At 48.7% G+C, this 16,741-nt stretch carries 19 protein-coding genes and 2 pseudogenes; 1 reads left to right on the forward strand and 20 read right to left on the reverse strand.

Going from position 1 to position 16,741, the window contains the following annotated elements:
• Window positions 1-10: 10 nt before the first annotated feature.
• The 4 genes from ACESZP_RS02245 to mtaB form a co-directional block, all read right to left on the reverse strand.
• Entirely contained in the window at window positions 11-271 is a 261-nt protein-coding gene (locus ACESZP_RS02245) for a DUF1292 domain-containing protein (RefSeq protein ID WP_178040214.1), read from the reverse strand.
• Between the two features lie 5 nt (window positions 272-276).
• The gene (ruvX, locus tag ACESZP_RS02250) at window positions 277-741 is read right to left on the reverse strand and encodes a Holliday junction resolvase RuvX (protein ID WP_349164148.1); all 465 of its coding nucleotides are present in this window, start codon (window positions 739-741) and stop codon (window positions 277-279) included.
• A gap of 13 nt (window positions 742-754) precedes the next feature.
• Entirely contained in the window at window positions 755-1,012 is a 258-nt protein-coding gene (locus ACESZP_RS02255; protein ID WP_158362340.1) for an IreB family regulatory phosphoprotein, read from the reverse strand.
• Window positions 1,013-1,075: 63 nt separating this feature from the next.
• On the reverse strand, window positions 1,076-2,389 hold the full coding sequence (gene mtaB, locus ACESZP_RS02260) for a tRNA (N(6)-L-threonylcarbamoyladenosine(37)-C(2))-methylthiotransferase MtaB (protein ID WP_178040212.1): 1,314 nt from the start codon (window positions 2,387-2,389) through the stop codon (window positions 1,076-1,078).
• 101 nt (window positions 2,390-2,490) lie between these two features.
• On the opposite strand from mtaB, the gene ACESZP_RS02265 reads away from it, so the two are divergent.
• Window positions 2,491-2,727: an HPr family phosphocarrier protein gene (locus ACESZP_RS02265; protein WP_440323147.1), complete on the forward strand. Its 237-nt coding sequence runs from the start codon at window positions 2,491-2,493 to the stop codon at window positions 2,725-2,727.
• A 115-nt stretch (window positions 2,728-2,842) separates the two neighbouring features.
• On the opposite strand, the pseudogene ACESZP_RS02270 reads toward ACESZP_RS02265, so the two are convergent.
• The 16 genes and pseudogenes from ACESZP_RS02270 to ACESZP_RS02345 form a co-directional block, all read right to left on the reverse strand.
• Window positions 2,843-2,950 (reverse strand): annotated as a pseudogene (locus tag ACESZP_RS02270) (helix-turn-helix domain-containing protein); the annotation flags it as partial.
• 12 nt (window positions 2,951-2,962) lie between these two features.
• Window positions 2,963-3,202, reverse strand: a complete 240-nt coding sequence (locus tag ACESZP_RS02275) for a hypothetical protein (protein ID WP_499707917.1) — start codon at window positions 3,200-3,202, stop codon at window positions 2,963-2,965.
• Between the two features lie 69 nt (window positions 3,203-3,271).
• Entirely contained in the window at window positions 3,272-3,679 is a 408-nt protein-coding gene (locus tag ACESZP_RS02280; RefSeq protein ID WP_499707918.1) for an HI0074 family nucleotidyltransferase substrate-binding subunit, read from the reverse strand.
• On the reverse strand, window positions 3,663-3,932 hold the full coding sequence (locus ACESZP_RS02285) for a nucleotidyltransferase family protein (protein ID WP_349164153.1): 270 nt from the start codon (window positions 3,930-3,932) through the stop codon (window positions 3,663-3,665). Before ACESZP_RS02285 ends, ACESZP_RS02280 begins: the two co-directional genes overlap by 17 nt.
• A 31-nt stretch (window positions 3,933-3,963) precedes the next feature.
• The gene (locus tag ACESZP_RS02290; protein ID WP_158362323.1) at window positions 3,964-4,254 is read right to left on the reverse strand and encodes a fatty acid kinase subunit FakA-related protein; all 291 of its coding nucleotides are present in this window, start codon (window positions 4,252-4,254) and stop codon (window positions 3,964-3,966) included.
• 74 nt (window positions 4,255-4,328) lie between these two features.
• On the reverse strand, window positions 4,329-5,513 hold the full coding sequence (gene thiI / locus ACESZP_RS02295; protein ID WP_158362321.1) for a tRNA uracil 4-sulfurtransferase ThiI: 1,185 nt from the start codon (window positions 5,511-5,513) through the stop codon (window positions 4,329-4,331).
• 13 nt (window positions 5,514-5,526) lie between these two features.
• Entirely contained in the window at window positions 5,527-6,681 is a 1,155-nt protein-coding gene (locus ACESZP_RS02300; protein WP_499707919.1) for a cysteine desulfurase family protein, read from the reverse strand.
• Between the two features lie 3 nt (window positions 6,682-6,684).
• Window positions 6,685-7,422, reverse strand: a complete 738-nt coding sequence (locus tag ACESZP_RS02305; RefSeq protein ID WP_499707920.1) for a 16S rRNA (uracil(1498)-N(3))-methyltransferase — start codon at window positions 7,420-7,422, stop codon at window positions 6,685-6,687.
• A 192-nt stretch (window positions 7,423-7,614) separates the two neighbouring features.
• Window positions 7,615-8,778, reverse strand: coding sequence for an RNA-guided endonuclease InsQ/TnpB family protein (locus tag ACESZP_RS02310; RefSeq protein WP_349164157.1), 1,164 nt, complete (start codon window positions 8,776-8,778; stop codon window positions 7,615-7,617).
• Window positions 8,779-8,849: 71 nt separating this feature from the next.
• A pseudogene (locus tag ACESZP_RS02315) lies at window positions 8,850-8,969 on the reverse strand (MerR family DNA-binding transcriptional regulator); the annotation flags it as partial.
• A 71-nt stretch (window positions 8,970-9,040) separates the two neighbouring features.
• The gene (gene prmA, locus ACESZP_RS02320; protein ID WP_499707921.1) at window positions 9,041-10,012 is read right to left on the reverse strand and encodes a 50S ribosomal protein L11 methyltransferase; all 972 of its coding nucleotides are present in this window, start codon (window positions 10,010-10,012) and stop codon (window positions 9,041-9,043) included.
• 257 nt (window positions 10,013-10,269) lie between these two features.
• Window positions 10,270-11,109, reverse strand: a complete 840-nt coding sequence (locus ACESZP_RS02325; protein ID WP_186871993.1) for a PRD domain-containing protein — start codon at window positions 11,107-11,109, stop codon at window positions 10,270-10,272.
• 28 nt (window positions 11,110-11,137) lie between these two features.
• Window positions 11,138-12,550 (reverse strand): glycoside hydrolase family 1 protein, encoded by a 1,413-nt coding sequence (locus ACESZP_RS02330; RefSeq protein ID WP_178038722.1) that lies wholly within the window; start codon window positions 12,548-12,550, stop codon window positions 11,138-11,140.
• A 15-nt stretch (window positions 12,551-12,565) separates the two neighbouring features.
• Window positions 12,566-14,422 (reverse strand): beta-glucoside-specific PTS transporter subunit IIABC, encoded by a 1,857-nt coding sequence (locus ACESZP_RS02335; protein WP_178038721.1) that lies wholly within the window; start codon window positions 14,420-14,422, stop codon window positions 12,566-12,568.
• A 241-nt stretch (window positions 14,423-14,663) separates the two neighbouring features.
• The gene (locus ACESZP_RS02340) at window positions 14,664-15,593 is read right to left on the reverse strand and encodes an AEC family transporter (protein WP_178038720.1); all 930 of its coding nucleotides are present in this window, start codon (window positions 15,591-15,593) and stop codon (window positions 14,664-14,666) included.
• 38 nt (window positions 15,594-15,631) lie between these two features.
• The gene (locus tag ACESZP_RS02345; RefSeq protein WP_499707922.1) at window positions 15,632-16,585 is read right to left on the reverse strand and encodes an NAD(P)H-hydrate dehydratase; all 954 of its coding nucleotides are present in this window, start codon (window positions 16,583-16,585) and stop codon (window positions 15,632-15,634) included.
• Window positions 16,586-16,741: the final 156 nt, after the last annotated feature.

A 16,741-nucleotide genomic window follows, 5' to 3' on the forward strand; every position in this document is an offset into this window, starting at 1 on the left:
TTCCTTATTTTTACAAGGTGAGATCCACATCCTCCAAAAGCTGCTCAAAAATGCCCATGACACTTTCTAGCTCCTGATCATCTTCTACGATTTCATAAAGAGCTTCACTGTCTCCATCAGAAGATAAATCCTTTAAAATCAGTGCTTCCCCGTCGTCCTCCTGGGAATCTGTCACCAAAATATAGTCCACCCCGTTCAGGCGTGTCTCCTCCAGGACATAAAAATCCACGGTTTCTCCGGTCTCTTTATGAGTAAACGAAATCTTTTCCATGTAAGTTACTCCTCATCTTCCGCCTGTGCGGTATCAGAATTGTTTGCCGAATTCTTCAAACTATCCAGATAGCCCTGTAAAATCAACGCTGCCGCCATAGAATCCACGAATTCTCCCCGGTTTTCCCGGCGCACACCGCCTTCCATCATAGCCCGGTTGGCTGCTACAGTCGTGAGACGTTCATCCCACATCACAACAGGCAGACCCGTTCTCTTTTCCAGCATTTCTTTAAATGCGAGAGACTTCTCGGCCCGCTCACCCATGGTATTATTCATATTTTTCGGAAGTCCCAGCACGAAGCTCTCGGCCCGGTACTCCTTCGCCAGCTCCTCTATTCTGGCAAGCGTCTGGCGAAGCTTGCTCTCGGATTTTCTCCGGACAATCTCCACCGGCTGGGCCGTAATACCCAGCGGATCGCTGACTGCGACGCCTACTGTCTTGGAACCAAAGTCCAGTCCCAGAATTCTCATATACAACTCCTTGCTACAGCTTTGCCTCGATATAAACTTTCAGAAGTTCTTCCACCAGCTCGTCGCGCTCCACCTTCATAATCAGGCTGCGAGCGTTGTTATGACTGGTAATATAGGTCGGATCTCCGGACATAATATAACCCACGATCTGATTCACCGGATTATATCCCTTTTCTGTCATCGCCTGATATACCTGGTTCAGGATATCCCCTACCCGGTTCTCAGATTCCGGCAATACTTTGAAATTCTGTGTGCTATCCATTTTGCTCATTTTCATCACGCTCCTGACACCACTACAAACTATTGTACTCTATCTTTTGCAAAAATACAAGTCCTAGATCCGATTTAACGGCTTCGCAGCGCACAAACGTTCTTCTATAGTATCTCCAATTACAGCCGTAATAATCTGATTCGTCAGATCTTCATCGGAAATAACCGCTGCGCGAATGTATTCTTTTGTATGGCCCACCTGATATTCTACACCATCTATCACCATATTTTCCTCAATCAGAATCTCCACCTGCTGACCACGGAGTTCCTCCATATACTGTCTGGAATGCGCTGCATCCAGGGCCAGTAGCACATGGCTGCGCTCGGTCTTTATCTGCTCGGGAACCTGATGCTCCATAACAGCCGCACGGGTTCCCTTTCTTCTGGAATATTTGAAAATATGGGTCTCAAATAAATGAATCCGCTTCAGGAATTCCACCGTCTCCGCAAATTCCTCTTCTGTCTCGCCGGGGAATCCCACGATGACGTCCGTGGTCAGGGCCGGATGGGCGAATTTTTCCCGGAGAAGTTCGCAGCTCTTTGCGTATTCTTCCGCGGTATAGCGACGATTCATCCGCTTCAGGGTGGCGTCGCAGCCGCTCTGCAGGGACAGGTGGAAATGAGGACAGAACTTCGGCATCTTTGCCAGCATTTCCGCAAATTCTTCTGTGATAATCCGGGGTTCCAGGGAGCCCAGACGAATGCGGTCGATACCTTCTATCCCATCCACTGCCTGAATCAGGGTCAGGAGATTTTCTCCTTCCAAATCCACACCGTAGGAGCTTAAATGAATACCGGTCAGCACTACCTCACGATAGCCCGCCGCTGCCAGCTCCCGGATTTCCGCGCAGACGTCAGCGCTCTCCCGGCTGCGGACCCGGCCTCTGGCGTAGGGAATCACACAATAGCTGCAGAACTGATTACAGCCATCCTGTACCTTCACATAAGCTCTGGTATGCTCTGCGGTTTTCGTGACCGTCATATTTTCATATTCCTTTGTGTGGTTGATATCAATAACCGTTTCCTCGTCCACGCCCTCTTCGTAAGCTTTCAGAATCGCCAGCAAATCTTTTTTCCGGTTATTTCCAATCAGTAAATCTACCGCAGCATCCTCACGCAGCTCAGCCTCTGCTGTCTGTACATAGCAGCCCACCGCTACCACCAGACCCTCCGGATTCTGTTTCTTCGCCCGGTGCAGCATCTGACGGGACTTCCGATCCGCGATATTCGTTACCGAGCAGGTATTGACAATATAGATATCTGCTTTCTCCTCAAAGGGTACAATCTCATAGCCTGCCTGTTCCAGCATCTGCTGCATGCCCTCTGTCTCATATGCGTTTACCTTGCAGCCCAGGTTATGAAGCGCTACTTTTTTCATTTTCCAACCTCTTTCCAAAAATATGTGATTTCCCATTGACTTTTCCTGCACCCGGTATTAAGATCGTAGCTATAGTAAGCGATTATCAGGAGGGTATTGTCATGAAAACAGTCAAAATTTGTCTGAATTCTATCGAGAAAGTGAAATCCTTTGTAAATGATATTACAAAGTTTGATGTAGATTTCGATCTGGTATCCGGACGCTACGTCATCGACGCAAAGTCCATTATGGGTATCTTCAGCTTGGATCTGTCCAAGCCGATTGATTTAAGCATCCACGCGGACGAGGAACTGGATTCCATTCTGAATGTTCTGAAACCGTACATCGTGGAAGAATAATTCACAAAGATTTTCACTCTACATAAAAATCAGCCCGGCGATGCCGGGCTGATTCTTTTACTTCCCTTTTCGCAACTTCTTTCAGTATACAGAGTTGCGGAGGATTTTTCAAGGTCTATTCTTCTTTCCTTACTTCCCGCAGTATTTCCTCCGCTGACACCCCGTAGAGCTCCGCGATGGCGATGAGATTCGCGGTGCTGGGATCGGACGCGCCGCTCTCCCATTTGGAGACGGCCTAGCGGCTGACACCCAGGGCCTCGGCTACGAATTCCTGCGTCATTTTGCACGCAGCCCGATGGGCTTTCAGGATCTCGCCCAGAGTACGAGCAGTCTCTGCCTTTTCTTTGCGGATGGGCTCTGCTTTCAGGTATTTCCGCAGAGCTTTTACCAGCAGGATAAAAAGGTAAATCAATCCGCCGACGATCATCGCGAAAATGAGCAGATTGATGAAAGTGACAATCGTTCCGATTAGCATAAGATGGAATCCTCCTGTTCTGTCTTTGATACCGGAATCATAGCAGATACGGGCAGTTGCCTCCACCAACTATCGCGCAACCGACAGTTTTTTTACGACTGCTTCAAACTCGTAAAATAAATCAATATAAGTTTTCACAATCGTGCCGCAGTGTTCCTTCACAATTTCGCAGTCATAATCATGCGTCAGCTCATTTCTCACCTTCAGCATTTCCATCCAGGCGTCATCGGAAATCAAATTTGCCTTGAAAGCCTCCCGAAGTACCTCCCGCGGCGAGCCTGCCACAAAACCGGTAATGGCATAATATTGCACCAGGATGTCCTTCATGACTTTCCATGCCAGGTCAAAGGTAATACTGAATTTGGCGCTGGTTCCGCTTAAAACAAAGGAATCGGACAGATCTCTCTGCTTTGCCTCCGCCAGCGCATCCAGGGAATTGCAGAATGATGTAAAACGTTTGTTAAATTTCTCGTCCATATTGCCTGATATCCTCCAATAGCAGCTGATTTTTACAGGTATCCAGATTCAACAGGTCCACACTGTAAAGAGTTGGAAGCTCCTCTATTTTTTCTGCCAGCAGTTCAAATTTTTCCACTCCTGTCACGGCAATGTCAATGTCGCTTCTCTCCCGTGCCGTATGCTTTGCCCTGGATCCATATAAAATCACTCTTTGGGCATGAAAGCTTCTGCAAAGCTTTGCTGCTTCCTGTATTACTTCTTCTGCGGTCATCTGCGACACCCTCTTTCTGTCATTGCCACTTTTAGCCGTGCAGCCCGTTAGTCTGGCGGATCATATCCTCCACCACAATATCGAAAATTTCTCCTATGGAATTGCAGTATTCCAGAATTTTCCAGGGTTCATTGGTATGGAAATGAATCTTCACCAGATCCTCGTCTCCCGCCGCAATCAGGCTGTTGCCCTCAAAATGCTCGGTGATGTAATCGGAAATTTCATCCTCGTCCAGGTCCTGATCCCTGCGCTCAATCAGAAGCTGGGTATCATAACGGTATGCGAACTGATCGTCTTCAGCGTCAATTGAATTTACTCCCATGTGGTTAATCTCCTTTGTTTTCCTGATAATAATCAATATTGTCCCAGCCGGCTCGTATGGTTTCTTTATACCCTTTAACCTACCACAATCAGCTCCGCCGTCTCGATGGCCTTGTCTACCATCTCGTCGATCTGCTCCATCAGCTTCTGCTCGGAGCGCTTGATCACATTGATGTTCGGCTTGGTTACCGGGTGCTTGGCAACAAATATCGTACAGCAGTCCTCAAAGGGCTGAATCGACGTCTCATAAGTATCGATCTGCTTGGAAATCGTTACGATATCTTCCTTATCGTACGCAATCAGCGGACGGAATACCGGCATGGTGCAGACCTCGTTGGTGGCTGCCAGGCTGTGTACGGTCTGGCTGGCTACCTGGCCGATACTCTCGCCGGTAATCAGGCCGAGAGACCCTGTCTTCTCCGCGATCCGCTCTGCGATCCGCATCATATAACGGCGCATGATGATCGTCAGCTCGTCGTGGGGACATTTCTCATAGATATATAACTGAATCTCCGTAAAGTTTACCACATACAGGTAAATGGGGCCGGTATAACGGGCCACCTTTGCCGCCAGATCTACCACCTTCTGCTTCGCGCGCTCGCTGGTGTAGGGCGGCGCATGGAAGTATACCGCGTCAATCTTGACGCCGCGCTTGGCTACCATGTAGCCTGCCACCGGGCTGTCAATACCGCCTGATAAGAGCAGCATGGATTTTCCGTTGGTGCCGATGGGCATACCGCCCGGACCCGGGATAATGTCAGAGTACAGATAAATGTGCTCCCGCACTTCCACATGAATCATCAGCTCCGGCTCATGCACATCTACGCGCATACCCGGAAACGCGTCCAGAATCCGGCCGCCCAGTTCCGCGTTCATCTCCATGGAAGCCTTTGGATAAGTCTTGCGGGCACGGCGGGCCTGTACCTTGAAGGTTTTCTCACAATTCTCGCCGTAGCGGGCCTTTAAGTAAGCCACCACATCGTCGCCCAGCTTTTCAAAGCCTTCGTCCTCCAGAATCACCACCGGACAGATGCCTACGATACCGAATACCCGGCGCATGGCCGCCACCGCGTCGTCATAGTCATATTCTCCCTCGGTGTGGACATAGATACGTCCCTGATCCTTGGTTACTTTAAACGTGCCCTCCACATGCTTCAGGGCATGGCGGATCTGCGCTACCAGCGCGTCCTCAAAGAGATACCGGTTCTTTCCCTTGATCCCGATTTCTCCGTATTTTATCAAAAATGCGTGAAAAAACATGTTGTTCCCCTTTCTATCTTCTCGTAAACCGGCGCAGCATGGGCAAAAGCTCCCTAAGCGCCTCCAGTGTGTAATCCAGCTCCTCTTTTGTCGTAAATTCACTGAAGCTGAACCGGATCGTGGAGTCCAGAAGCTCCTTCTTCACGTGAATGGCCTTCAGTGTCTCGCTGACCGCCGGGTGATTGGAAGCGCAGGCAGATCCGGAGGACACGTAAATGCCCTTATCCTCCAGAGAATGAAGCAGTACCTCGCTTCGTACTCCCGCAAAGCTGACGCTGACAATATGGGGCGCGCCCTCTCTGCCCTTCGGTCCGTTTACAATGGTTCCCTCTATCTTTTCGATCTCTTCGACAAAGTATTCCCGGAGTCCATACAGCCGCTCCATCTTCTCGTTGAAATCTGTATAAATCTCTTTTACCGCCTCGCCCAGCCCCGCAATACCCGGCACATTTTCCGTACCGGAGCGTAAGTCTCTCTGCTGGCCGCCTCCGAAAAGAATCGGATGAATCTTCACATGCTCGTCCACATACAGAATTCCCATGCCCTTGGGCCCATGAATCTTATGGCCGCTGACGCTCAGCATATCAATACCCATTTTTTTCGGCAGAATCCGGAACTTTCCATAGCCCTGCACCGCATCCACATGGAACAAAATGGGTTTCTCCCGGTTTTTCAGAAGCTTTCCAATCTCCTCAATGGGCTGCACTGCGCCGATCTCATTATTTACATACATAACGGACACCAGAATGGTTTCATCGGTCAGAGCCGCTTCCAGATCCGCGATGCGCACCACGCCCTGTTCATCCACCGGCAGATACGTCACCTGAAAGCCCTGCTTTTCCAGCTCCTTCATGGTATTCAGGATGGCCGGATGCTCAATCCGGGTGGTAATCAGGTGCTTTCCCGCCCGCTGATTGGCATGGGCTGCGCCCATGAGCGCCAGGTTATCACTCTCTGTTCCACCGGAGGTAAAATAGACCTCCTTGGGCTCCACCTTCAGATTTTTCGCAATGATTTCTTTCGCCTCGCGGACATATTTCTCCGCGTCCACGCCCTTCTGATGTAAGGAGGACGGATTGCCGTAGTCCTCGGTCATGACCTGATACATCAGCCTGGCTGCTTCCGGGAAACAGCGGGTGGTGGCTGAATTGTCTAAATAAATTTCCATTTTTTACTCCTCCAGCAGATATCCCAGCATAGCCATCACTGCCAACCCTGCCGTCTCGGTCCGCAGAATCCGTCTGCCCAGTGTAATAGCCCTGGCGCCTGCTGCCACTGCTTCCTCTACTTCGCTTTCTTCAAAGCCGCCCTCCGGGCCGATGAAAACACCTACGGACTGGCCGGGTCTGATTTCACCCATGACCCGCCTGGTTTCGGCCATATGCTCAGCCCGCTCATACGGAATCAGAAGCACCTCCAGCTTCTTTGCCTCCTCCAGGGCCTTTTCAAAGGACATGACGCCGCTGACCTCGGGTATCACGCCCCGGCCGGACTGCTTGGCCGCGCTCTCCGAGATGGTATTCCAGCGCTTCAGCCGTGTCTCTTCCTTTTTCGCGTCCAGCTTCACCACAGCACGCTTCGTGGATACCGGAACAATCCGGTCCACTCCCAGCTCCACGCATTTCTGGACGATGAGATCCATCTTATCGCTTTTCGGAAGCCCCTGAAACAGGGTAACGGCTGAGGCAAGCTCCGCATTGCCGTCAAGCTTCCAGAGAATCTGGGCGCGCACCTCATTTTCACTAAGATCGGTAAGCTTACAGCGGTACTCCGCGCCCCGGCCATCCGCAATCAGTACCTCTTCCCCGGTCCGCATACGCAGAACATTCCGGATATGGTTCACATCTGCTCCGGTGATTACGATTTCCTTTTCCCCGATCTGACCGGGTTCTGCAAAAAAACGATGCATCCTACTGCTGCCACTCAAAATGTGTGTAAATATACTCACATCGAGATAATGTAAACTCTCACAAGTTTTACTTACTGTTTCGTCGTGTATGCTTTGGATTGACCAAAATCATATCTACTCACAAGTTCTTGTACACTCCACAGTCGTTAATTCCCGTGTAAGCCCACGGTACATACCTACGTTTGCCTTTATTTATGCAACTTCGTAAGTCGTAGCATCTCTCAGATTAAGTGCAGCATTGAAATCTCTGTCTTCGATATAACCACAGTCACATCGGAAGATTCTGTCTGAAAGTTTTAAGTCTTTCCTGATAGCTCCGCAACAATGACAAGTTTTAGATGATGGATACCATCTGTCTACTACACGAAGTTCAATTCCTCTTTCTTTGCATTTAGCTTGAAGTTTTGTTCTAAATGCATAAAACTTCTGCGAAGCAACTGCCTTTGATAGATGTTTGTTCTTCACCATTCCTGATACGTTTAAATCTTCAATCGTTATATAAGATGGTTTGGTTTTCACTATCTCTGCGATTGTTTTGTTGATATAGTCCGTACGGATATTGTCTATTTTATGATGAAGTTTCTGTACCTTGAGTTTTTGTTTCTGTATATTCGCTCTTTGAGTGGACTCTCCTTTCTTTAAATTTTCATACTTTCGAGAAAGACTTCTTTGTTCTCGAATCAGCTGTTTTTCAAGTTTCTTTAATTTTGCAGATTTGTTAATATTCTTATAGGTTTTACCATTAGAAACAATGGCAAATTCCTTTAATCCAAGGTCAATGCCAATTCCTTCCTTTGAATGATTGGCTATTTTGTTATTTGGAATTTCTATAAGAACTGAAACATAGTATCTGTCAGCTTTTATTGAAACATGACCGCTTTTAATCACATACCCGTCTTTGGTAGTAGGAACGTATCCTTTTTCTTTCATACGAACCCAGCCAAGTGATGGAATATTAATTCTGTGTCTTTCACATCGGCAATCCTTTGGATTATTCTTTACGAAATACATCTTCACATCAGAGCTTCCTTTCTTTTTAAAATTAGGAAAACCACTTTGATGTTTGAAAAATCTGGTAAATGCGACAGAACCATTTTCGATTGAACGCTTTACAGATTTTGAACTGACTTCCTTAATCCATAACTTATCTGGATTTTGGGGAAGATACTCATTGTTCAGCCAGACACTAAAACTTTTACCACTCATAAACTTTTCTCCATTGTCATGAAGTTCTTTATTATGGGCGAGATAGAAGTTGTAAATATATCTACAAGTTCCTATTGTCTTACGAATCTTAACTTTCTGTTCCTCTGTCGGATTTATTTCCGTCTTGAAGCTCTTTAGCAATGTCCTCATCCTTTTCTATTTGGTTTTTATACTTACGAAGCCCGTACAACCTACAAGAAAACACATGGAGTATTGAAGCAATAACGCCTATCAGTTGGAGTTCGATTTGCTTTTAGAGTTCCTTCCCTATCCCAGCGTTGCAATGTCTTAACAGACACGCCTAACAATTCAGCAAACTCTTTTGGCTTGTAATTTGTGATATTTGGTGTGTTCATAACAGCTTACTCCTTTGGGCGCATTTAAACACATTTGATCACATTTGTCAATTATTTTAATTTTTTAACATTTCCTCCTTACGAGCTGTTACGCTGACCCACTCGCCCTGATGGGTAACCTCCAATACGGTCAGGCCGCATTTCTTCACAGTCTCCACCACCAGCTCTTCCTTGTCGTCTATAATACCGGAGGTAATGTAGACACCGCCCGGCTTTAACTGGGACAGAATCACCGGCGTCAGCGGCACCAGTACCTCTGCCAGAATGTTCGCCACTACGATATCATAGCATTCATAGCCAACCCGATCCTGAATTTCTTTCTCTGTGATGATATTGCCAATCATCATTTCAAAGGAAGCCGGATCGATGCCATTCACTTCCATATTTTCCCTTACAGCCTCTACCGCGCAGGGATCCAGATCGGTTCCTACCGCGTGCTTCGCTCCCAGCTTCAGGCTGATAATGGACAGAATGCCGCTGCCGGTTCCCACATCCAGAAGCTCGGTCTCCGGAGTCAGGAACTTGCGGAGCTGCCGGATACACAGCTGTGTCGTCTCATGCATACCGGTTCCGAAAGCTGTTCCCGGATCAATCTGAATCAGAAGCTTCTCCCGATCCTCCGGCTTTACCTCTTCCCAGGAGGGCTTGATCAGAATGTCATCCACATAAAACTGATGGAAGAACTCTTTCCAGTTGTTAATCCAGTCCTTGTCCTCAGTCTCGGATGCCTGAATGGTAGCTTCTCCGATATCCACGCCCCAGCCCGCGATTTCCTTCAGGCCCTCTCGTACCTTGTCCAGCATTTCCTCCTGATCCGCATCCGGCTCCAGATAAAAGCTGATATAGGCCACGCCGTCGTCCGCCGGTCCCTCCGGCAGAATATCCACGAACATCTGCTCCTTTTCTCTCTGGGACAGGGGAACCTTGTCCTCGATCTCAATTCCCTCGATTCCCACATCCTGCATCATACTGCTGATGAGATCTTCTGCCTCCGTCCGGGTCTTCAATGTGTATTTATTCCATTTCATAAAATGCACCTCTCATATCTTTTACGTCACAACGAGATAAAATACGCTTCGCGAATTTTACTCGTTATCGCGGCAGTCGTCAAGGTCTCGTGCAAGCACAGACTTTGACTCGTTGATCGCGTAATAAAACAGGCACTCGTTCGACAAGTGCCCACACTCTGTATTAGAATAGCATAAAAAAAGCGCTCCGACAAGTACTGTCGAAGCGTTTCTTTTGATTTACTTATGCTTTCAATTTTAATTTTCCATGGATTTCTTTATGGATTTATCCGTGCCAGATGTACAATCAGATAGGTCTGCTCTTCCCGGGTGATTTCTTTTTTTAACAGATTGAAGATATATTTCTGAATCTGCGCCACACAGCCCACAGCCTGCTTCTGCTCCCGGGCAACAGAATCATAGAGGGACAGGGTTCCATCCTCCAGCATGTGATCCTCCAATACGCGTTGCAAAAAGAACTGCATGTGTACCACAAACCGAGAATAATTGATACTGCTTTCATCTAACTGCTTTCTGTAATACAGCTGCACAATCTGAAAGATATCCTTCAGCATTTTAACCATCAGCATACCATTTTCCGCGCCTGCATCCTTATCGCTCTGTTCCATCTGCGCATTCACCAGATGAAACGCTATATTGCCCGCTTCCTCTTCCGGCAGTTCCTTCTTCAACCGTTTGTTCAGGAAATCCAGCACCTGGCTTCCCACCTGATACTCCTTCGGATAAAATTTTCGAATCTCCCACAGCATACGGTTCTGAAGCACGATCCCCTTTTCCTGCCGCTCCAGCGCATAGATCAGATGGTCGAACAGTGTCACAAAGATCTGCTCATTCAGTTTTCCTTCCATCCTTTCCTGTGCCAGTCCGATGGCATCCTGAACAGCCTCTGCATATTCAGTCGGCGCATCCTCCACCAGGCGGATATAATCCCTGCTGTTTTTTTCCTCTTTGAGCATGTAGACTTTTTCCACATCCTCTTTTCTTACCTGGTCCCCCACTTTATAGGAAAATCGAAGTCCCCGCCCCATGGCAATCTGCTCCTGGCCCTTTTCCTCCACCAGAAGCAGGTTGTTATTGAGAACTTTTTTGATTACCATCTCCCATTTCCTCCCCCTCTTCGGATTATCAGAGACTTTTCCCATTCTCCCGAATGACATTCTGATACCAGTAGAAGCTGTCCTTCCGATATCTCTTCAACTCTTTCAGCTCAAACTCATCCCGGTCCACATAGATAAAACCGTAGCGTTTCCGATAACCCTGGTGGGTACTGACCACGTCAATGGCTGCCCAGGGACAATACCCCAGCATATCCACACCGTCTGTAATGGCCAGCTTCATCTGATGCAGATGCTCCCGGATAAAATCAATCCGATATGCGTCATGGACGCTTCCGTCTTCTTCCAGAGTATCCGGTGCGCCGATTCCATTTTCCGTAATCAGGATCGGAAGCCGGTACCGCTCGTAGGTCTTTCTTAGAGTATAACGGAATCCCACCGGATCCACAACCCATCCATACTGGGTTTTTCCCACATATTCATTTTCCGCCGGTCGGTATACCCCCTGTTCTCCCAGCATAATCTGCTGATCACCGGCCCGGGCCGCCACATCGGAGGCATCTCCTCTGCTGGCTGCAATGGTTGCGGTGGAGTAATAATTCATGGCAATAAAATCCGGCTTCGCATTTTCCAGGATTTCCCTATCCCCATCTGCCACATCCGGCGTCAGATCCCGATCCTTCATATATTCCCATGCCAGCGGGTGATACCAGCCGTACACCGGAACATCGGCAAAATTCCAACAGCGCAGAACTTCCCAGTTATGGGCGGCGATGGCATCCTCCGGTCTGCAGGTGGCCGGATACATGGCTGTCAGATTCAGCGCCGGCCCAATCATACCTTCCGGCACCATCTGATGAAACAACTTCATTACCTTCGCCTGAGCCAGCATCATATGATGATTCTGCTGATACATCACTTTCTTTGAAGGAAGTTCTCCGCTCTTTGGCAAACCAATGGCACCCGGATGGAGAATCATGGTATTCTGCTCATTGATGGTCAGCCAGTATTTTACCTCTCTACCAAAATGTTCAAACAAAACCTTCGCGTAATTTACAAATGCATCGATGGTATCGCGATTCAGCCAGCCGCCTTTTTCTTCCAGGCAATAGGGCAAATCAAAATGATACATGGTCACGATCGGCTCAATTCCGTACTTTCTGCACTCTCCGATAAGGTTTCCATAAAACTCCAGTCCCTTCGCATTCACATCCCCGGTTCCTCCCGGAAGAATCCGGGTCCAGGCGATAGAGAATCGATATGCTTTCAATCCCATCTCCGCGAACATTGCGATATCTTCCCGGTATCTGTGATAATGGTCGCTGGCCACAGAAAAATCTGCCACATCCTCCGGATGTTCATACATGTCGATGATGGACGGACTTTTTCCATCCTCCGCCACTGCGCCCTCCACCTGATAGGCGGAAGTGGACGCGCCCCAGAGAAACTTCTCCGGAAACTGCTTTAATTCTTTATACTGCATATTCACTTATTCCTTTTACGCTAACTGCAAAAATGTGTCCCCTACTTTTCCGGTTCCTGATTTTGCAAGTTCAATTTTCTCAAATCCATCCGTATTTGTGACAATCACCGGAATCACCGTGTCGTAGCCTGCAGCCTTTACTGCATCCAGATCGAAGGTCAGCAATAAATCTCCCTTTTTCACCTTATCTCCTGCCTTTACCTCGGGAGTAAAATATTTTCCCTGGAGATTGACGGTATCGATCCCTACATGAATCAGCAGCTCCGCACCCTCTGCCGTCTGCATACCAATAGCATGACCGGTCTCAAAAAACAGAGTAACTTCTCCGTCTGCCGGCGCGTATACCTTACCGTCTGTCGGCATTACCGCAGCGCCCTTGCCGAGTACGCCTTTGGAAAATACATCGTCATTCACTTCAGAAAGCGCAACTGCTTTACCGTCCACCGGCAGTACAATTTCTGCATTCTTTTTTTCCGCTGCAACTTCTGATTCTTTTTTGCCTGTTGCAGTCATATTATCCTCTTCATCCTTAAAGCCCAGAATCCAGGACGCCACGAAACCTGCAACAAAGGAAATGATAATCGTAATAATCGCATGCACCACATTCATGGGGTTTTCACCGATAAATGCAGGAATCGCCGTCAGTCCCGGAGATACAAACGCATAACGGACCAGCCCCACCACGCCTGCATAAATGCCTCCAATTGCGCCGCCAATCATGGATGCCACAAAGGGGCGCTTCAATTTCAGTAAGACTCCATAGAGACAGGGCTCTGTAATACCCATCACTGCCGTAAATCCGGAAGAAGATGCCAGCTGTTTTAATTCTTTATTTTTTGTTTTCATGGCTACCGCAAGGGTCGCTCCACCCTGCGCGATATTGGATGCCAGCATACCCGGCCCATTTACGACCTCGTAGCCCAGCGTGGAAATCTGACTGGTAGCAATCGGAGTCATGGCCCACGCAGTACCGGTCAGTGTCAGGAACGGCTGGAACGCACCCATCAGCATGGGAATCAGCCAGCTGACACGGGCGTTCAGGAAGTTCGCGCCGCTCTGGACGATATCATTTAACAGGTTACCCAGCGGGCCAACTGCCAGAAGCGCAATCGGAATCGCTACAAACATCACAATCATCGGCTTCAGGAAGAATTTGATGACAGACGGGGAATACTTCTCCGCAAATCGCTCCACATAGGACATAATCCATACACTCAGGATAATCGGCACTACAGAGTAGGAATAATCTACAAGCACGGCCGGAATTCCAAAAAATGTAATAGCCTCGCCTGCGCCTACCATACCACTCCAGGTGGGATGCAGAAGTGCGCATGCCATAGTCATTGCCATAATCGGGCTACACTTAAACTTCTGAGCCGCGCCATATGCCAGCAGCACCGGCATAAAATAGAAAGGAGCGTCTGAAATAAAGCTCAGCACTTCATACGTTGTATCTGCCTCGCCAACCAGACCAATCAGTACCAGAATCGACAGTACCGCTTTGATCATACCACCACCGATCAGGGCCGGAATCACCGGAGTAAAGGTAGTGGAAATGACGCTGATAATACGATTTACAATACTGATTTTTTCCTGAGGTACCTGAGCATCTCCAGTTTTTTCATTTTCTCCCAGTTCCTCCTTCATAGCACGAAATGCGGTCTGCACTTCATTTCCGATAATAATCTGGAACTGTCCGCCTTTTTCTACCACACCGATGACACCCGGCTGATGTTCAATCTCATCTTTTTCTACCTTACTCATATCGTAAAATTCCATCCGCAGACGCGTAGCGCAATGTGTAAGCTGACGAATATTTTCACTTCCACCAACCAGCTTCAGCAGAGTTTTTCCCAATCCTCTATAATCCATATTTTTCTCCTTTTCCGGCTATCTTGTTTCAATTCCGCCCGATCGGTTTGCGGAATTTTTTTGCTGCAGTGCGATAAAAAAAGACCAAGATAAAAAATATACTACATGTATATCTTTTACACTTGGTCTTGCCTGCATCACCAGTAACAGCCACTCGCTATTTACTTTACATGTGGAATGATAACACACTTTGTTGGTAAATGCAAGTATTTTTCGTTTTCATTCATTATTTTCTTCGCTTTTACGCAAACACAATACCTACCAGCATTCCGTAAACCGGGATCGTCACCATGGATACCAGCGTGGTAAAGACCACCAGGCCGCTGGCAAAGCCATAGTCGCAGTCGTGCTGGGAGGCCAGAAGCGCCGTAGTGTTGGCCACCGGCATGGAGACCAGGACGGTGATGACTTCGGCCACCAGCGGCTCCAGATGAAGCAGATAACAGACGCCCAGTACGATCAATGGCTGAACCCCCAGACGCAGCACTGTGATCACGCCCAGATCTTTACAGAAAATCCGTCTCATATCCGTCTCACCCATGATAAAGCCAATGGTCAACATAGTCATAGGCGTCAGACACTGGTTAAAGCCGTTAATCGTATTATACAGGAAATCCGGCAGCTTCACCTGGGGGAAAAACATCCAGACTACGCCGACGATGGTCGCCAATACACAAGGGTGTGTGATTGTTCTTTTCAGGGTTTTTGAAAAACAGCCCGCGCCCTCCTGAAAGCATTCTAACCCTACGCTCCACATGAAAATCCGCACAGGAAGCAGGAACACGGAAGCGTACACCAGTCCCGGCGCGCCGTACAGGCCCTCGATGACCGGATTGCCCAGGTAACCGCAGTTGGCGAACTGGAAGGCGTAGCGCATGATACCGCGGCGGCTGTCGTCCATATTTTTCCATAAAAATTTACTTAAGATGTACCAGGTCAGCTGAATTAGGGCTGACATGATGATGACGATAACCATGGAGCCGAAGGCCGAGGTGTCCGACTTGGAAAAGGCGTAGAGAATATTGCAGGGAAGAATCAGGTTCACCAGAAGGTTTGTCAGGCTTTTTCGTCCTTCCGATGTGACAATTCCCTTTCTTCTGATAAAGACGCCCACAAGAAGCATCGCAAACATCATGCCCTGCATGGTCAGCAGGCTTTTCATATCTACCATTGTGTTTTCCCCTTTTGCTGTCTGATTTTATGATTGCTTTAAAAATGATGTGGCTGATCCTTCTGCACTTCCAGAATCGCCGCCGGAATCCGCGCGGCCAGATCTGAGGGCAGCATACCGTATTCTCCTAATTCCTTGCAGGCAATATCCCCGGCCAGGCCGTGAAGATAGACGGCCAGAGCGGTGATCTCTCCCGCTTCTGATATTCCTGCTTTGGAAAATTGCGCTTTCTCCGTATCTGCTTCGGCACTCCGCTTAGACGCCACAAGCTGCCCCAGCATACCCAGTATCATACCGCCCAACACATCGCCGCTTCCGCCCTTGGCCATCCCGTTATTTCCGGTAGGATTCACATAGCAGCTTCCGTCCCGCAGCGCAGTCACAGTCCCCGGCCCCTTCAGCACCAGAATACAGCCGTATTCCTTTGCAAAATCCAGCGCCGCCGCTTCCCGTCCGAGCGTCAAATCGCCGCCCAGGTAACGGAATTCTCCTTCATGGGGCGTCAGAATCGTAAGCAGTCCCCTCGCTGCCCGCTTTTGCAGGATCTCCTTTCGGTCTTTGATGGCGTACAGCCCGTCCGCGTCCAGGATCAGCGGCGTCTCCGTTTCTTCCATTATTTTACACATCAATTTAGAAAGCTCCGGGGAGCGTCCCAGTCCAGGCCCCAGAAGTCCCGCGTCGCAGCTGTTTAACCGCTCCAGAATCGGGAAAAACGCATCCTTGGATATCCGTTCCCGGCCTGCAGGCAGCGGCGAGGGCATTACCTCCAGGCAATGAGACGCCACGATTCCGTAGATGGGCTCCGGTACCCCCAGGAACACCAGGCCACTGCCACTCCGGGCCGCCCCATAAGCCGCCAGCACCGGGGCCCCCGTAAAACCCACGCTGCCGCCCGTGATGCTGACCCGTCCAAAGTCACCCTTATGCCCGTCCGGTCGCCGCCCCGGCAGCGCCTCCGCCGCCAGTTCGTCGGTAAATACCTGCTTTTCCATACCGCACCGCCTTTTCCCGAAAAAATCTGTATCCATTGTAGCACAAAATTTCCGAACTGTGAACCTCTGTGTGCTTTTCGTTCGGGTAAATTTACTGTAGGAAATTAATAGACAGAGCATCCTTGAGATATGTTTCAGAATCAAAGTTTTCTCCAT

Origin of the sequence: Candidatus Dorea massiliensis AP6, from assembly GCF_964245105.1 — a bacterium.
In the GTDB taxonomy this organism is placed as follows: Bacteria; Bacillota; Clostridia; order Lachnospirales; family Lachnospiraceae; genus Laedolimicola; species Laedolimicola intestinihominis.

Excerpts from the sequence above, each read along its gene's own strand:
- ACESZP_RS02265 (WP_440323147.1), top strand. The coding sequence starts at position 2,491 with ATGAAAACAGTCAAAATTTGTCTGAATTCTATCGAGAAAGTGAAATCC.
- ACESZP_RS02280 (WP_499707918.1), bottom strand. The coding sequence starts at position 3,679 with ATGGACGAGAAATTTAACAAACGTTTTACATCATTCTGCAATTCCCTG.
- ACESZP_RS02285 (WP_349164153.1), bottom strand. The coding sequence starts at position 3,932 with ATGACCGCAGAAGAAGTAATACAGGAAGCAGCAAAGCTTTGCAGAAGC.
- ACESZP_RS02310 (WP_349164157.1), bottom strand. The coding sequence starts at position 8,778 with ATGAGGACATTGCTAAAGAGCTTCAAGACGGAAATAAATCCGACAGAG.
- prmA (WP_499707921.1), bottom strand. The coding sequence starts at position 10,012 with ATGAAATGGAATAAATACACATTGAAGACCCGGACGGAGGCAGAAGAT.
- thiI (WP_158362321.1), bottom strand. The coding sequence starts at position 5,513 with ATGTTTTTTCACGCATTTTTGATAAAATACGGAGAAATCGGGATCAAG.
- mtaB (WP_178040212.1), bottom strand. The coding sequence starts at position 2,389 with ATGAAAAAAGTAGCGCTTCATAACCTGGGCTGCAAGGTAAACGCATAT.
- ACESZP_RS02340 (WP_178038720.1), bottom strand. The coding sequence starts at position 15,593 with ATGGTAGATATGAAAAGCCTGCTGACCATGCAGGGCATGATGTTTGCG.
- ACESZP_RS02290 (WP_158362323.1), bottom strand. The coding sequence starts at position 4,254 with ATGGGAGTAAATTCAATTGACGCTGAAGACGATCAGTTCGCATACCGT.
- ACESZP_RS02335 (WP_178038721.1), bottom strand. The coding sequence starts at position 14,422 with ATGGATTATAGAGGATTGGGAAAAACTCTGCTGAAGCTGGTTGGTGGA.
- ACESZP_RS02325 (WP_186871993.1), bottom strand. The coding sequence starts at position 11,109 with ATGGTAATCAAAAAAGTTCTCAATAACAACCTGCTTCTGGTGGAGGAA.
- ACESZP_RS02300 (WP_499707919.1), bottom strand. The coding sequence starts at position 6,681 with ATGGAAATTTATTTAGACAATTCAGCCACCACCCGCTGTTTCCCGGAA.
- ACESZP_RS02330 (WP_178038722.1), bottom strand. The coding sequence starts at position 12,550 with ATGCAGTATAAAGAATTAAAGCAGTTTCCGGAGAAGTTTCTCTGGGGC.
- ACESZP_RS02345 (WP_499707922.1), bottom strand. The coding sequence starts at position 16,585 with ATGGAAAAGCAGGTATTTACCGACGAACTGGCGGCGGAGGCGCTGCCG.
- ACESZP_RS02275 (WP_499707917.1), bottom strand. The coding sequence starts at position 3,202 with ATGCTAATCGGAACGATTGTCACTTTCATCAATCTGCTCATTTTCGCG.
- ACESZP_RS02245 (WP_178040214.1), bottom strand. The coding sequence starts at position 271 with ATGGAAAAGATTTCGTTTACTCATAAAGAGACCGGAGAAACCGTGGAT.
- ruvX (WP_349164148.1), bottom strand. The coding sequence starts at position 741 with ATGAGAATTCTGGGACTGGACTTTGGTTCCAAGACAGTAGGCGTCGCA.
- ACESZP_RS02305 (WP_499707920.1), bottom strand. The coding sequence starts at position 7,422 with ATGCATCGTTTTTTTGCAGAACCCGGTCAGATCGGGGAAAAGGAAATC.
- ACESZP_RS02255 (WP_158362340.1), bottom strand. The coding sequence starts at position 1,012 with ATGAGCAAAATGGATAGCACACAGAATTTCAAAGTATTGCCGGAATCT.